14 protein-coding genes are annotated in these 14,296 nt (G+C 37.9%); 6 read left to right on the top strand and 8 right to left on the bottom strand.

The window, feature by feature from the left end:
* Positions 1-17: 17 nt before the first annotated feature.
* Together EA772_RS06420 and EA772_RS06415 are read right to left on the bottom strand one after the other, a co-directional pair.
* Positions 18-929 (bottom strand): AEC family transporter, encoded by a 912-nt coding sequence (locus EA772_RS06420; protein WP_168187491.1) that lies wholly within the window; start codon positions 927-929, stop codon positions 18-20.
* Between the two features lie 60 nt (positions 930-989).
* On the bottom strand, positions 990-2,225 hold the full coding sequence (locus EA772_RS06415; RefSeq protein ID WP_124911935.1) for a DEAD/DEAH box helicase: 1,236 nt from the start codon (positions 2,223-2,225) through the stop codon (positions 990-992).
* A 478-nt stretch (positions 2,226-2,703) separates the two neighbouring features.
* Between EA772_RS06415 and EA772_RS06410 the strand changes: the two genes are divergently transcribed.
* Both EA772_RS06410 and EA772_RS06405 read left to right on the top strand, forming a co-directional pair.
* Entirely contained in the window at positions 2,704-3,282 is a 579-nt protein-coding gene (locus EA772_RS06410; protein ID WP_010599220.1) for an RNA polymerase sigma factor, read from the top strand.
* Complete coding sequence (locus EA772_RS06405; RefSeq protein WP_124911933.1) at positions 3,275-4,567, top strand: carboxypeptidase-like regulatory domain-containing protein; 1,293 nt, start codon at positions 3,275-3,277, stop codon at positions 4,565-4,567. Before EA772_RS06410 ends, EA772_RS06405 begins: the two co-directional genes overlap by 8 nt.
* A 299-nt stretch (positions 4,568-4,866) precedes the next feature.
* Here the strand turns inward: EA772_RS06405 and EA772_RS06400 are convergent, their stop codons facing one another.
* Both EA772_RS06400 and EA772_RS06395 read right to left on the bottom strand, forming a co-directional pair.
* Complete coding sequence (locus EA772_RS06400) at positions 4,867-5,877, bottom strand: inorganic phosphate transporter (RefSeq protein ID WP_010599218.1); 1,011 nt, start codon at positions 5,875-5,877, stop codon at positions 4,867-4,869.
* Positions 5,878-5,889: 12 nt separating this feature from the next.
* On the bottom strand, positions 5,890-6,531 hold the full coding sequence (locus EA772_RS06395; protein WP_010599217.1) for a DUF47 domain-containing protein: 642 nt from the start codon (positions 6,529-6,531) through the stop codon (positions 5,890-5,892).
* Positions 6,532-6,873: 342 nt separating this feature from the next.
* On the opposite strand from EA772_RS06395, the gene EA772_RS06390 reads away from it, so the two are divergent.
* The 4 genes from EA772_RS06390 (at position 6,874) to EA772_RS06375 (ending at position 12,125) form a co-directional block, all read left to right on the top strand.
* On the top strand, positions 6,874-8,661 hold the full coding sequence (locus tag EA772_RS06390) for a hypothetical protein (RefSeq protein ID WP_124911931.1): 1,788 nt from the start codon (positions 6,874-6,876) through the stop codon (positions 8,659-8,661).
* A 61-nt stretch (positions 8,662-8,722) separates the two neighbouring features.
* Positions 8,723-10,558, top strand: coding sequence for a hypothetical protein (locus tag EA772_RS06385; RefSeq protein WP_124911929.1), 1,836 nt, complete (start codon positions 8,723-8,725; stop codon positions 10,556-10,558).
* 53 nt (positions 10,559-10,611) lie between these two features.
* A complete protein-coding gene (locus EA772_RS06380; RefSeq protein WP_124911927.1) occupies positions 10,612-11,166 on the top strand; it encodes a LemA family protein in 555 nt (184 codons plus the stop codon).
* The gene (locus EA772_RS06375; protein ID WP_124911925.1) at positions 11,166-12,125 is read left to right on the top strand and encodes a DUF3137 domain-containing protein; all 960 of its coding nucleotides are present in this window, start codon (positions 11,166-11,168) and stop codon (positions 12,123-12,125) included. The genes EA772_RS06380 and EA772_RS06375 overlap by 1 nt, the downstream gene beginning before the upstream one ends.
* A gap of 6 nt (positions 12,126-12,131) precedes the next feature.
* Here EA772_RS06375 and EA772_RS06370 read toward each other — a convergent pair whose 3' ends face one another.
* From EA772_RS06370 to EA772_RS06355, 4 genes are read right to left on the bottom strand one after another with little or no spacing between them, the layout of a single operon-like run.
* A complete protein-coding gene (locus EA772_RS06370; protein WP_010599212.1) occupies positions 12,132-12,497 on the bottom strand; it encodes a response regulator in 366 nt (121 codons plus the stop codon).
* 34 nt (positions 12,498-12,531) lie between these two features.
* The gene (locus EA772_RS06365) at positions 12,532-13,116 is read right to left on the bottom strand and encodes a chemotaxis protein CheB (RefSeq protein WP_124911923.1); all 585 of its coding nucleotides are present in this window, start codon (positions 13,114-13,116) and stop codon (positions 12,532-12,534) included.
* Positions 13,101-13,919, bottom strand: coding sequence for a protein-glutamate O-methyltransferase CheR (locus EA772_RS06360; RefSeq protein ID WP_010599210.1), 819 nt, complete (start codon positions 13,917-13,919; stop codon positions 13,101-13,103). Before EA772_RS06360 ends, EA772_RS06365 begins: the two co-directional genes overlap by 16 nt.
* Positions 13,916-14,290: a two-component system response regulator gene (locus EA772_RS06355; RefSeq protein WP_010599209.1), complete on the bottom strand. Its 375-nt coding sequence runs from the start codon at positions 14,288-14,290 to the stop codon at positions 13,916-13,918. The genes EA772_RS06360 and EA772_RS06355 overlap by 4 nt, the downstream gene beginning before the upstream one ends.
* Between the last annotated feature and the right edge of the window lie 6 nt (positions 14,291-14,296).

Raw genomic sequence — 14,296 nt, 5'->3', positions numbered from 1 at the left:
TCGTTTCTAAGAAAAAGTTACAATAGGTTCGTTTGAGTTAAAAGCAGCCACCAGAAAAAAGTGGTAATGAAGGATAGTAAAATGCCCACACCCACAACCAAATTGGAAACTTTTGGATTTAAATTATACTGATCTGCAACCACTCCAGCGGTTAATAGTGTCGGCATCGCCATTTCAAATATCGTTATTTTGGTAATCATGCCATTCATACCTAGAACCAAAGCGATGATTAAAATGGAAAGCGGCGCTAAAATCAGCTTGTATAAAAGCGCAAAGCTGATGTGTTTGATTTCGCTAAACCAGCCACCAAATTTTAGTTGCAAACCGATTGAAAATAATGCCAGTGAACCAACAGTTCCCGAAAGTTTATCGAACAAAACATCAAGAGGTGAAAGGTTAATAAATCGCGGTAAGATTAATGCTAAAATACAACCCAGCAAAGGCGGAAAAGTCAATACTTTTTTAAACACCAACTTTGCACTTAATTTTTGTTGTTGAGAAGAACGAATGGCAACCACAATTCCAATGGTTGATAATAAAGTGAAGGTAACCTGATCACAAATAATCGCCGTTGCAATTTCTTTTTCGCTGAAATAAGCAATGATCAGCGGAAAACCAATAAATGAAGTATTGCTTAACGAACTAACCAGTTTCAATCCTCCGGAAGTGGCCCGGCCGATTTTACTGTATTTTGCATAAAGGGTAATCACTAGCCATCCCAACAACCACACACAAATTGGCGCCAAAGCAGGGAATAACAATTCATTCGACCAGCTAATGTGAGGTAAATATTTGAACGAGGTAGCCGGGAGTGCAATGTAAATAATCCAGGCATTAATGCCTTTGTGTGCATCTTTTGGTAGCGTTTTGCTCTTTCTGAAAAGAATACCTGCGATAATGCATAAACCAATAAGAATGAAATTTGCCATGTTGGGTGCAAAAATATTGATAAAAGAAAACGCCAATTAATAAATCGGCGTTTTTAAAATTTATGAGGTAGGGCTACTTGGCTTAGGTTTTTTCTTATGCCAAACCTTTTTCTTGCCATTATTTTTTGGATGTTGAGGTCGCTTTTCTTCTACATGGGTGATTTCCATCGTAGCAATATGCTCAGGCAAAGTCATTCTAGGTACCGCCTTTTCAATCAGTTTCTCAATGTTATCAAACTTGCGTTTATCTCTTCCGTTAACCAATGTAATTGCTGTTCCTTTAGTGGCGGCTCTTGCCGTTCTACCAATACGGTGTACATAATCTGCCGGATCGCCGGGAACATCGTAATTAATCACCAAGTCAACACCTTCTACATCAATACCACGCGATAAAACATCCGTTCCAATGATAATCGGTAAGCGTCGATTTTTGAAAGCCAATAAGATATCTTCGCGTTCTTTCTGCCCCAGATCAGAGTGGAAAGCTTCTGCCTTAATTTTTAACGATTTAAAAGTTTTGTATAAAGCTTTTACCTTATCTTTGGTTGAAGCGAAGATAATCGCACTTTTATACGTTTCATCTTTAAAAATATCTGTCAATAAAGCTTGTTTCTGTTGATCATGGATATTGTAAGCTTGCTGATCGATTCCTTCAGCTGGCTTTGCAATAGAGATGGTAATTTGCTCCGGCTCATGTAAAATACTTCCCGCCATCTTCCTAATTTTTGGTGCCATGGTGGCTGAGAAAAGTAGCGTTTGTCGTTTCTTAGGCAGATAACTTACAATGCGCATAATGTCATCATAAAAACCCATGTCGAGCATACGGTCGGCTTCATCCAAAATGAGGTGCTGCAAATGTTCCAGCTTTAAAACACCTGAAGACAAATGGGCCATTAAGCGGCCAGGTGTTGCGATGATAATATCTACACCATCACGCATGGAACGTTTTTGCTGCTCGTATGCGATACCATCGCCACCGCCGTAAACGGCCAGGGAACTGATGTTGGTGAAATAAGCTAAAGCTTCTACTTGTAAATCTATCTGCTGCGCAAGCTCCCGTGTTGGCGCTAAAATCAAGGTATTGTTATGCCTGTCTTGAGCACGACTGATCTTTTCCATCACTGGCAACAGGTAACTTGCTGTTTTTCCGGTGCCGGTTTGCGCACAGGCAATAAGATCGTGGTTATTTAAGATTACAGGAATAGCTTGTTCTTGTATTGGAGTAGCGCTTTTATACCCCATAGCCATCAGGCCTTCATGTAAATCGGGGTTAAAATTAAAGTCGTTAAAATTCAATCTGTTGTGTTTATGTATTTTAACAAAAGTACCTCAAATTACGGCGAATAGCAAGCGCCAACCCATCATGAATTTATAATTGTAAAATAGCCTGTTCTAATCGTCAATATTTAAGCTAAAATCTAAAGTTCCCAGCATTTGGCGGTCAGCCGACTGGTCATGAGCACTTCGGTGGACTCGTTAAACATTTGAATGCATTAATTAGTTACAAACTTATTGTTGAGCTTCTGATTTGTAAACCGTTAAAAAAAGCATCAAAGTTTGATTTTAGCCCCGGTTGCAGCGTTACCCTGCAGCGAGGAAGTATGACGAGCGAAGCGTAAAAGCGAAAAACGGGAGCAAACGCTAATTTTAGCAATGCCCTTGCGCTTCAAAAAAATATATTCTCCCGGTATTAAAAACCAATTTCGCTCAGATCCGTTCGTTACTGAAAAATATTTTTTATACTTGAGGATATTTATCATAGCGACCCAATTTTTTGAAGTTTATAAAAAACATAGCTGGAATTAACCAGAAAGATGATGCCGATTTAATTGCCGAGTATAAAAGCACAGGCGATTTAGACGCATTGGGTACGCTTTACAATAAATATATGCACCTAGTTTTTGGGGTTTGCCTGAATTATTTTAAGGATGAGGAGTTGAGCAAAGATGCTGTGATGCAGATTTTTGAGGAACTGGTTAAAAAACTTAAAATACATGAAGTGCAGAATTTTAAGAGCTGGCTGCATGTTTTAACGCGGAACCATTGTTTAATGGCGCTTAGAAAATCTTCGAAGCAAAATAACGTTTCTATTGATGATACTTTTGTGGAAAACAGCGAATTTGTGCATCTGGATATTGACGACACAAAAGAAACGCAGCTTACCATAATGGAAAAGTGCATGGAAACCTTGCCCGAAGAACAGCGGAAAAGCGTAGATTTATTCTATCTGCAGGAGAAATGTTATAAGGAAGTGGCCGATATTACGGGCTACGACATGCTCAAGGTGAAAAGCTATATCCAAAATGGAAAGCGGAATTTAAAGATTTGTATAGAGAAAAATAGTAGTGAATAACGATTGGTTAGATATTGACGTTCTGGAAGATTACCTTGATGGTAAGCTTGATGCTAAAGCGATGCACTTTGTTGAGCGGCAGGCGTTAGAAGATCCTTTCGTGGCCGAAGCTTTGGAAGGATTAAAACAATCGCCCAAACGGAAACAAACCCTTTCTATTTTACAAAAACAGCTTTACGACCGTATTTCGGAAAAACCAATTAAGCGGAAAATGTGGGGTATTACCACACATCGGTTAAGCATTGCTGCAACCGCTACGGTTGCTTTTATTGCGGTGAGCATTTTGTTTTTTATGCGTGAAACCAATCGTAAAAATGCTGAAACTGCCGCAAGAAGGCAGGAAGGTGTTGTAGTTAATTTAGATACAACTGCGGCTTTGGCTAATACAAAACCAACAAAAGCTGATACTTCTCCGGCGCTTACGAAATCTGCATTAATAGACCAGGCAATTACTGATGCCAAAACGGGCGATTTGGCTAAAAACACCGGCAAGGCATCAGTTGTAAAATCGGCAAGCAGATTGCCACAGGTGGAGGGAACCAAATTGCAGGAGTTGAGTGAGGCAAAAGCAGAGGCTGCTACTTTAAACAGCGCTGCAAAAATGAAGGCCTCCGGGGCTAACGATGCCGTAATGGCTGCCGCACCTGCCCTTGCTTCAAACCGTGTGGTATTTAGTGGCAATGTAGTAAATGAAAGCAATGGAAAACCAGTGGAAGGTGCGGTGGTTAAGTTATCAGGATCGAATAAAGTGACTGCTACAGATGCGAATGGCTATTTTGCTTTACCAGCTGATAGCAACGCTAAAGATAAAGATTTGTTAATTAATGCCATTGGGTTTAGAGAACGGCCGATTACGAATGTTGCAGATCCGAATGCAATTAGAAACGCCATGAGCGGCGATAAATCTTTAAATGAAATTGCGGTAATCGTGGGTTCAAATGGTCGTAAAAAGGAAAATATTCCTGCGCCTAAAATTATGCTTCGGGCTGAGCAGAACCTGAATGGAAAATCTATTGGAGAGATCACCAAACCAATTCCTGTTTCAACAATTAATTATAGCCAATATCTGGAAAATAATAATAAACTGTACAATCCTAAAGGGCCGGAACAATTTGTCATTTTAAGTTTTAAGGTTAAGAAAAACGGTCGCCCAGCAAATATTAAAGTTATCAAATCATTAAACAGCAAAGCCGATGCGGAAGCCAAACGGCTTATTCAAAACGGACCAGACTGGGTGCTGCCTAAAAATGGAAATGACCTGGTGGAGTTAAGTGTTAAGTTTTAGGTTTTAAAACGATCTTTTACCACGAAGAAATATAGCACAGTTGTGAAGGTATTGCTTATCTCCAGTTCTGGAACCATATAAATATTTAGGAAATATCGAAAAGCTTGGTTAACCTTCTGCAAGCGCTAAAACTGATGTGATCTTATATTGTTTAAAATCAACTGAAATTTATTCGCCCTAATGCCATTTTGTTTGGCAGCTCTACCGAGTGAACACAAATGCGCTGTCTCCCTCTTGATAAAAACAAAAAAGACTAAAGCGATTTGCCTTAGTCTTAAATATGGATGATGGATTTTGTTTTATTTGAAATAATAAATTGCGCCGTAAATAATGGCGGCTAAGGTTGCTGAAACTGGGATGGTTAAAATCCAGGCCCAAATTAAGTTGATGGTTACACCCCAACGTACAGCAGAAACGCTTTTCACCACGCCTACACCCACAATCGAACCTGTAATGGTATGCGTTGTAGAAACCGGAATACCAAAATGCTCTGTGATTCCCAAAGTAATGGCTCCTGCACCCTCGGCAGCAACACCTTCCAGTGCGGTCACTTTAGTGATTTTCGAACCCATGGTTTTCACAATTTTCCAGCCACCACTCATGGTACCTAATGAAATCGCCGAATAACAGGCAATTGGAACCCAGGATGGCATGGAATCAAAATCAGGTATTACTTTAGCTGCAATTAGCGCCGTAGCAATAATACCCATTACCTTTTGCGCATCGTTACCACCGTGAAAGAAACTCAAAGCTGCAGAAGATAATAACTGCAATCGCTTAAACCATTTTTCAGCTGTTGCTGGTTTTGCATAGCGGCAAATATTGATGATGATCAATGTTAAAACAACAGAAATAACCAAACCAATAATTGGTGCCAACACAATAAATGAAACGATTTTAACTACGTAACCCATGTTTACAGCGTCCATCGGACTGGCACCTGTTAGCAAAGCATGCGTCATACCTGCACCGGCAAAACCACCAATTAAGGTGTGCGAAGAACTGGAAGGAATACCATACCACCAAGTTAATAAGTTCCAGATAATTGCGGCCACTAAACCGGCAAGGATAACTTCTAGTGTAATATAATTTTCAATAACCGTTTTAGCAACCGTATTGGCTACTTTATGATCGGTAAAATAAAAGTAAGCTGCAAAATTGAAAAGCGCAGCCCACAAAACCGCCTGAAAAGGCGTAAGAACTTTTGTAGAAACAACTGTTGCAATCGAGTTAGCGGCATCGTGAAAGCCGTTAATGTAATCGAAAGCGATAGCTAGAATTACAACAACAACCAATAAGGTAGTTACCATTTTTGTTTAATATTAAGCGTTTTTAACTAAGATAGTTTCAAGCACATTCGCCACATCTTCACATTTATCTGTCGCTTTCTCTATCGTTTGTAAAACCTCTTTTTGTTTAATTAATTCAATCGCATTGGTTTCGTATTCAAATAAACGGGCTACCGCTAACGTAAATACATAATCAGCCTGGTTTTCGCCACTGTTAATACGGATACAAGCATCAGCAATTACACGAATGTTCTTGAAACTGCGTAATTCTTTAATCGCTTTATCAATATCTGTGCACATTTCAACCAAAAGTTCTGCAATTTTCACAATTGGCTCGCTAATGGTATTCATGTTATACATTTGCATGCGGTTTGCTGTACCATAAATATAATCGGCAACATCATCAACAGCAGTAGCCAACTGGTGAATGTCTTCCCTGTCAAATGGTGTGATGAAGTTCCTGCTCAGCTCTAAGAAAATTGAATGCGTTATATCATCTCCAACGTGCTCCAGGCGCTCAATTTCTTTAAAAATTGTTTTTCTGCTTTCAGCATCAGCAGTGCTAACCATTTCTAAAAGCGCTTCAGCAATTTTCAACGCGTTGCTACCAGCCTGCTCAAAAAGAGGGTGAAATTTTCTATCTTGAGGTGTAAAGAACTTAAAAATATTGTTCATGTTAATTTCTAATATGTTGCAAAGCTACAAGCCCAATGTTAAGTTAATGTTAATTCATTAATTATATTAAGAAATTGTTTGCTAATCTTTTTGCTTTATAAACATTTAAAAGCTACGGAGTTAGATTGAAAGAATTTGGAAATGAAAGTATTTAGCTTATCGGTAACATCAGCCCTGTTCCAAAGGAACTCCATCGAGCTAAACGCTTTACTCCTCCCGATGAAATATCGGGATCCGTGTTCGCTAATATCAGGTTTATCTACATAAGCCTGTTCGAAATGGCGAAATTGTCAAAGCAAACCTTTCTGTGAACTATCTGTTCTATATCGATAGACCATAAACATGACAGCTCAAAATAGAAACAGACTTTGGATTTGGATTGGCAGTATACTGGGCGGATTGATTTTAATTTTAGCCTTCGGTGCCATGTTTATCAGCGCCCGCTGGAAACCTATTCTTACTGAAAAAATAAAAGAGGGGGTTTATAATGGATCTAATCATCTTTATAGCATCGATTTCAAGAGCATTAATTTAAATGTGATTACGGGTAGTATGGCCATTCGTGATGTTACACTTAAACCAGACACGCTGGTTTTTGATACTTTAAAAAAACAGAATCTTGCTCCCGCACATACTTTTGAAATCAAACTTAAAAAGCTTCAGATTACGCGAACGGGCATCTTAACTGCCTATTTCAAAAAGCGGTTGGATATTAATGAAATCTTGCTCGATCGTCCATCAATTAATGTGATTTTTAATAAGGTGCCGAAGAAACCTGATACCGCTAAGGCTAAAAAATCACTATATGAACAGATTTCTAAGACCTTTAAATCGGCCAGGGTGCATCGTATTAAAATTGTTGATGCAGATTTTGATTACATTAATAAAAGTACGGTTGTTAAAACTAAAAACAGCATCAAGCATCTGGATATCGACGTCAATGATTTTCTGCTCGATTCTCTTTCCGGTAGAGACACGACGCGATTTTACTATACAAAAGACATTTCGTTTCAGGTGGCAGGTTACAAATCGACCACGAAAGACAAGATGTACAGCATGAAGGTAGATACCATTAAAGGCTCCTATTCTTCCAGAAAAATCAGCATTAAAGGTTTAATCTTAAAACCGCTTTATCCCGAACTCGAGTTTGCCCGTAAATATAAAGTTCAAAAAGATCGTTACGATTTAAGCTTTACTACAGTAGAGTTTAACGGAGTCGATTTTATTAAACTGAACACCGACGGCAAGCTTGAAGCAAAATCTGTGAAAATCGGTCCGGCAAAAGTAGAAGTTTTTATGAGCAGAGAATCGCCACCTCCTCCAGGATTCGACAAGGGAAAAAATTATCCTCACATGGCTTTAAAAAGGCTAAATATGCCTGTAGCGATTGATACTGTAAAGTTAAGGAACATCGATGTAAAATATGCAGAATACAATCCGGCTAGTAAGAAAACGGGATCGGTAACATTTAAAACCCTAACAGGAAACATTTTAAATGTAACCAATGATAGTTTACGTCTGGCTAGAAATAATCATGCTGTGGCCAATCTAAATTCGTTGCTAATGGGCACCGGAAAGCTAAACGTAAAGCTCGATTTTAATCTGACAGATCAAAACGGGGCCTTCAGTTACAGCGGAAGTTTAGGCAAATTCGATTTTAAAAATCTTAATTCCTTATCTAAAAATTTAGGCCTTATCGAAATTGAAAGCGGGAATGTTGAACATATTGATTTTAAAGCAAATGGAAATTTACGCACAGCATCTGGTTCAATGAATATGCTTTATAATAACCTGAAGGTAAAGTTACTTTCTGATAACATTGATGGTGAAGGAACTAAAGAAAAGGGATTTTTATCATTCTTAGCAAACACAATATTAGTTAAAGATGAAAATCCAAGCAAAGGCGATCCGCCCCGAACAGCAACAATGACTAATACAAGGATAAACTCGGCCTCCTTTTTTAACCTCATGTGGAAGACATTATTTGTTGGCATAAAAGATATTGTAGGTGTAGGTGTTGTGCCTGAAAAAAATCCTGTTAAGCAACAAAAGGTAATTGCAAAGAAAATTAGAGAGCAGAAACGACAGGATCGCAAAGAAGCCCGCAAAGCAAAGAGAGAGAAAAGCTAAAGTCTATTTTTACATTAAAATTATAAATGTATATTGCTGTGAAAACCATTCCTGTCGTTAAATGCCCGATACCAAAAGAAAAAAATACAAAATTATTAAGTGGATTGCATCAATAACTATAATCGTCTTCGCATTACTTGCAGGATTAGCTTGGTTTTTAAATGTAAAATCGCAACCGATACTTAGTAACCGCATTAAAACGTTGTTGTATAAATCAACTGATAGTTTATATACCATCAGTTTCTCAAAAGTATCCACCAATATTTTAACTGGAAGTGCAACATTATACAATGTAAAAATTATTCCAGATACTAACCGATTTAACGAACTGATTACATTAAAGAGAGCGCCTAATAACCTTTATACTGTATCGCTAAAGAAGTTGCAGGTGAAACATTTTCATCCGCTCACACTTTACCGACATCAAAAACTTCAATTAGAAGAGGTAATTTTTGATAGGCCAGAGGTGGTAATGATGAATAGGCAATTTGCATTTAATGAGAACCGGCCACCCCGACCTATAAAATCGCCCTATGCGATGATTTCTCAAAATCTAAAAGAGTTTAGCATCAATAATATTCTGTTTAGGGATGCGAGTTTCAAATACATCAATAAAAATGTGCTTAATGCCACGCCTTTCGCTATCGATGATTTAAATATTACCCTAAAAGATTTACTGGTTGATTCTACCTCTGCTGAAGACCCAGATCGGTTCTATTTACTTAAAGATGTTATCATCAACTTAAAGGACTACACCTATCCCACCCCTGATAAGATGTACAACATTAAGCTTAACCAGCTCGATTTCAAAGCCTCTACAGGTAATCTGCGGATCAACAAATTTCAGGTAGAACCACTGTATGATGAGATGAAGTTTGGCAAAGTTGCGGGTTATGCAAAAGATCGGTTTCACATACAAATGAGCGATATTTTGTTAAACGGAATCGATCTTCCACTTTACATTAGCAAACAAGAATTCAGGGCAAAAGAAATGGCTATTGCCAATGGATTTATTTCCGTCTTCAATGATAATAGCCTGGGTAAAAATTACGACCCTGCAGATAGTTTGGAAAATAGAGTCCGTCGATTTCCGCACCAGTTGCTACAGAACATCAGTGCTCCGGTGCTGATTCAGAAAATCAAACTCAAAGATGTTGATGTAAGCTACGCCGTTTATAATCCTGAAAGCCAGCAAAGAGGAAAAATATCCTTTGAGCACACTTCAGGTGTTTTTAAAAACGTAACCAATTTAACCAAAATCAAGGCAATAAATCCTGTTATGGAAGTTGATTTGAAAACTTACTTACTGGGGCAGGGAGAGTTGGATTTGAATTTTAATTTCGACCTGCTGGATAAAAATGGTGGATTTGCTTACAAAGGCCAGCTTCATACGTTTAATGCAAGGGTTTTAAATCAAATTACTAAACCTTTAGGTTTGGTGCGTATTAACAGAGGCATTATAGATAAACTTCGCTTTAATTTTAAGGCAAATAATGATGGGGCAAAAGGCAAGGTTGATTTCTACTACTACGACCTTTCGGTTGCGCTAATGAAGAATGATCCGGATAAAGATCACCTAGTGACCCGCGGCTTGCTTTCTATACTGGCCAACGCATTGATCATTAATGCTGAAAATCCGGGCAGAGATGGAAAATTCACATCGGCTTCAGTAAATTATAGCCGTATCGAAAATACTTCTTTTTTCAATCTGATTTGGAGGAGCTTATTTGTAGGTATTAAAAATAGTGTAGGCATCACTGATGAGAAGCAACAGGAAATCAGAAAGCATATTAAAAACTTCAAAGAGATGCAGGAAAATCATCGCCTTCGAAAACAAAAGAGATTAGAGCGAAGACAGCAACGGGAAAGGGAACAAACAAGAAACGAAAAACGCTGAATTCCTATTTTGTAACGTTTTCCTATCTTTAATATCTAAACATAAATTAAACTATGATTATCGCAATTATCCTCATCGCCATTTTCCTTTTTGGAATTTTCTTCTACAATTCGCTGATTGGCAAGAAAAACCAGGTAACCAATGCTTTTTCAGCAATTGATGTGATGCTGAAAAAACGTTTCGACTTAATTCCTAACCTGGTTGAAGTAGTTAAACAATACACCAATTATGAGTCTGAAACGCTATCAAGAATCGTTGAGCTCAGAACAAAAGTTGTTGCAGGAAATATCAGTGATGCGGAGAAAGCACAAATCGACAGTCAGTTAAGTAGCAGCGTTAAGGGTTTGATGGTTAATGTTGAGAATTACCCTGATTTAAAAGCCAACACCAATTTTATCAACTTGCAAACCACCTGGACGGAAAGCGAAGAACAGATTGCTGCAGCCAGACGCACCTACAATGCAGCCGTAACTGATTACAATAATTCCATTATGATGTTTCCCGGAAATTTATTCGCCGGAGCGCTAAATTTCCACCCTGTTCCTGTCTTAGAAACCGCAGCAGAGGAACGCGAGAATATCAGTGCAAAAGAGCTCTTTAATAACTAATGCAGTTTTTTAGTCTGGAGGGAAATTTGGCTTTACAAAATGTATTGTCCAGAATGGAAGTGGAGCGTCAAAAAATTGCTTCAACACAAAAAAAAGGTTATTTCTTTATTGCTGGTGGTATCATTTTAGCAATCACAGGCATTTTGATGGGTTTAATCGGACCTGCTATTGTTGTTGGTTTAATTCCGATAATTTATGGCGGAGTTCTATTTTACAAAATTGGTGATGAGTTACAAGCTTATAAAAAAGCTTACAAAAGGGATGTAATTGGCGAAGCGCTTCGTTTTTTAGATGGAAGCTTAACTATTGATCCTTACAGAGGAATTCTGGCTCAGGAATTTATTTACTCACAGCTTTTTTCGACAGATCCGGACCGGTATAAAACTGAGGATTTAGTTTGCGGAAAAGCAGATAAAACCGGTTTTTATTTCGCTGAAGTACATGCCGAATACAAAACTGTTACGCAAACTAAAAACGGTACCAGAACCGAATGGCATGACATTTTTAAAGGAATTATTTTTGTGGCAGACTTTAATAAGAATTTTAATGGGGTAACGATTGTTCGTCCGAAAGATTTTGGCAGTGCAATAGGCGCCTGGTTTTCAAAAAATTTATTTTCTTTCAATAATAAAGATGTGATTAAGCTAGAGAATGTTGATTTCGATAAGGCATTTATAACTTACGGAACCGACCAGGTGGAATCACGTTATTTACTTACTCCCGCCATGATGGAGCGTATCTTAAAGTTGAATAGCAACTCAAAGTACTCAATTTCATTATCTTTTATCGAATCGAGAATGTATATCGCTTTTCCACTAAACAGGAACTATTTCGAAGCTCCAATATTTAAATCGTTGCTTAACCCGGAGTTGCTTAACGAGGATATTACGGCAATAAAGTTTATGTATGATATTGTGAAAGAATTAGATCTTAACACTCGAATCTGGGGGAAGAATTAATTTATGCTAACTTAAGTGCTTCCTTACGATGCTTTCCAGTGCTTCAATATCAAAAGGTTTTGATAAATAACTATCTGCACCAGCTTCATCAGCAAGTGCTGAAATATCATTGTTCGCAGAGAAATAAATTACAGGAATATGTTTGAGTTCCGGATTACTTTTAATTGCTTTTGTTGCTTGTATTCCACCTAAATCCGGCAGCCAGTTATCCATAAAAATAATGTCGGGCATGTAAGCGGCAACCTGACTTTCGATCTCGTTTGCGGTTTCCGAAGTTTTAATTTCGTAACCTGCATCTTCCAATATGAAAGTACACAAGTCTAAAATATCCCTATTATCATCAAAAACAAATACTTTTTTTGCTTCAGCCATACATTTATCTCTCAAAAGGCAATCTATTCTCTATTTATCTATTTAACTTGTTTATGAACTCAGCCATTGCAAAGCTATCTAAAATAATGTGCCTTTTCACATTATTAACTGCTTGTTGTGGCATATAGGGCATAATTGCTGTATTAGGATTTTGAATAACCACCAAACCGCCCAAATTGTTTACAATTTTTAATCCTTCTACACCATCAGCATTGGAACCTGATAGCAATATACATACCAAGCCTTCTTTGAATACTTCCGCGGCAGACTGGAAAGTAACATCAATTGAAGGCCTTGAGTAGTTTATTTTTTCTGAATAATCCAGAGAAATTGTTTTATTGCGTTCAATGAGAAGATGATAATCAGCTGGTGTGATGTAAACATATCCCGCCAAAACAGGTTCTTTTTCTTCAGCCTCTTTAACTTTCAGCCCGGTTCTGCTTTGTAATAAATCGGCAAGTAAAGAATCATTTCCCGATTTTCGGTGCGTAACCAAAATTATAGGAAAGTTAATCGCTGTTTCCAGCAATGGAAAAATTTCTAACAGTACATCCAAACTCCCGGCAGATCCACCAATCACCAATGCACTGCACCTGGTGGGTATTAGAGCTTCCGCCATATCTTTTCTAATTTTATCCGCTTAAATTGCTTTGCTCCTGGCCAAAAATCGAGACTCTCCTTACTTCCTAATGCCAAATAACCAAGTTTTTCTAAACTGTTATCAAATAACTGAAACACTTTATGCTGCAATTCCTTATCAAAATAGATGAGCACATTTCTACATAAAATAAGTTGAAATTCATTGAATGAATGATCAGAAACCAGATTATGCGTAGAGAAAATCATTTTGCTGCTTAATGACTCATCAAATTTTGCCAATGAATAATTTGCAGTATAATAGGAAGAAAAATCTTTTACACCGCCTGAGTTGACGTAATTTTCAGAATATCCTTTAAGGTAATTTAATGGGAAAATCCCCTTTTTGGCTTTCTCCAAAACAGACGGATTAATATCAGTGGCATAGATCAGCGACTTCTGTAGCAGATTTAGTTCCCTTAATAAAATGGCCAATGAATATGCTTCTTCTCCTGTAGAGCAACCTGCCACCCACACCCTGATGAAAGGGTATGTGCCTAATACGGGTAAAACATCATTTCTGAGCGATTGGTAAAAACCCGGATCGCGAAACATTTCGGTAACATTTACAGTAATTTCTTCTAGGAAGCGTTTAAAATACTGTTTGTCATTTTTAACGGCATACCTAAACTCCGCAAAGCTTACAAAGTTATCTAACGTATACAGCCGGGTTATTCTGCGTTTAATTGATGCATGCGAATATTCCAGAAAATCATAGCCATGAACTTCCAGTACATCACTTAGTAATGCGTCAACCTGCTCATTATCTATCGCCTCACTTATCACTTATTTGTTACCTCTTCAATTTGTACCAATAACTCATCAACATTTATAGGCTTTGATATATAACCCGAAGCTCCTGCAGAAAGACATCTTTCTTTATCGCCCACCATAGCTTGTGCGGTAACCGCAAGCACAGGAATATTTTGCATTTTTTCTGATTTTTTCATTGCGGCAATGGCCTGATAACCGTCCATATCCGGCATCATCATATCCATTAGCACAACGGCAACATTTTCATTTTCTTCCATGATCGAAAAACCTTCACGGGCACTGATTGCAGACACACAATCGAAGCCCTTGGCCTTTAGAACAGCTTTTAAGGCGAAAATGTTTCTATTATCATCATCAATAATGAGAATTAATTTTTGAGGCATATTTTA

The sequence above is a fragment of the Pedobacter sp. G11 genome, from assembly GCF_003860265.1.
GTDB classification, from domain to species: domain Bacteria; phylum Bacteroidota; class Bacteroidia; order Sphingobacteriales; family Sphingobacteriaceae; genus Pedobacter; species Pedobacter agri.
Note: the sequence above shows the minus strand (reverse complement) of the source record. Positions and strands in the feature narration are given on the sequence as shown.

Excerpts from the sequence above, each read along its gene's own strand:
- EA772_RS06420 (WP_168187491.1), bottom strand. The coding sequence starts at position 929 with ATGGCAAATTTCATTCTTATTGGTTTATGCATTATCGCAGGTATTCTT.
- EA772_RS06400 (WP_010599218.1), bottom strand. The coding sequence starts at position 5,877 with ATGGTAACTACCTTATTGGTTGTTGTTGTAATTCTAGCTATCGCTTTC.
- EA772_RS06395 (WP_010599217.1), bottom strand. The coding sequence starts at position 6,531 with ATGAACAATATTTTTAAGTTCTTTACACCTCAAGATAGAAAATTTCAC.
- EA772_RS06390 (WP_124911931.1), top strand. The coding sequence starts at position 6,874 with ATGACAGCTCAAAATAGAAACAGACTTTGGATTTGGATTGGCAGTATA.
- EA772_RS06385 (WP_124911929.1), top strand. The coding sequence starts at position 8,723 with ATGCCCGATACCAAAAGAAAAAAATACAAAATTATTAAGTGGATTGCA.
- EA772_RS06380 (WP_124911927.1), top strand. The coding sequence starts at position 10,612 with ATGATTATCGCAATTATCCTCATCGCCATTTTCCTTTTTGGAATTTTC.
- EA772_RS06375 (WP_124911925.1), top strand. The coding sequence starts at position 11,166 with ATGCAGTTTTTTAGTCTGGAGGGAAATTTGGCTTTACAAAATGTATTG.
- EA772_RS06370 (WP_010599212.1), bottom strand. The coding sequence starts at position 12,497 with ATGGCTGAAGCAAAAAAAGTATTTGTTTTTGATGATAATAGGGATATT.
- EA772_RS06365 (WP_124911923.1), bottom strand. The coding sequence starts at position 13,116 with ATGGCGGAAGCTCTAATACCCACCAGGTGCAGTGCATTGGTGATTGGT.
- EA772_RS06355 (WP_010599209.1), bottom strand. The coding sequence starts at position 14,290 with ATGCCTCAAAAATTAATTCTCATTATTGATGATGATAATAGAAACATT.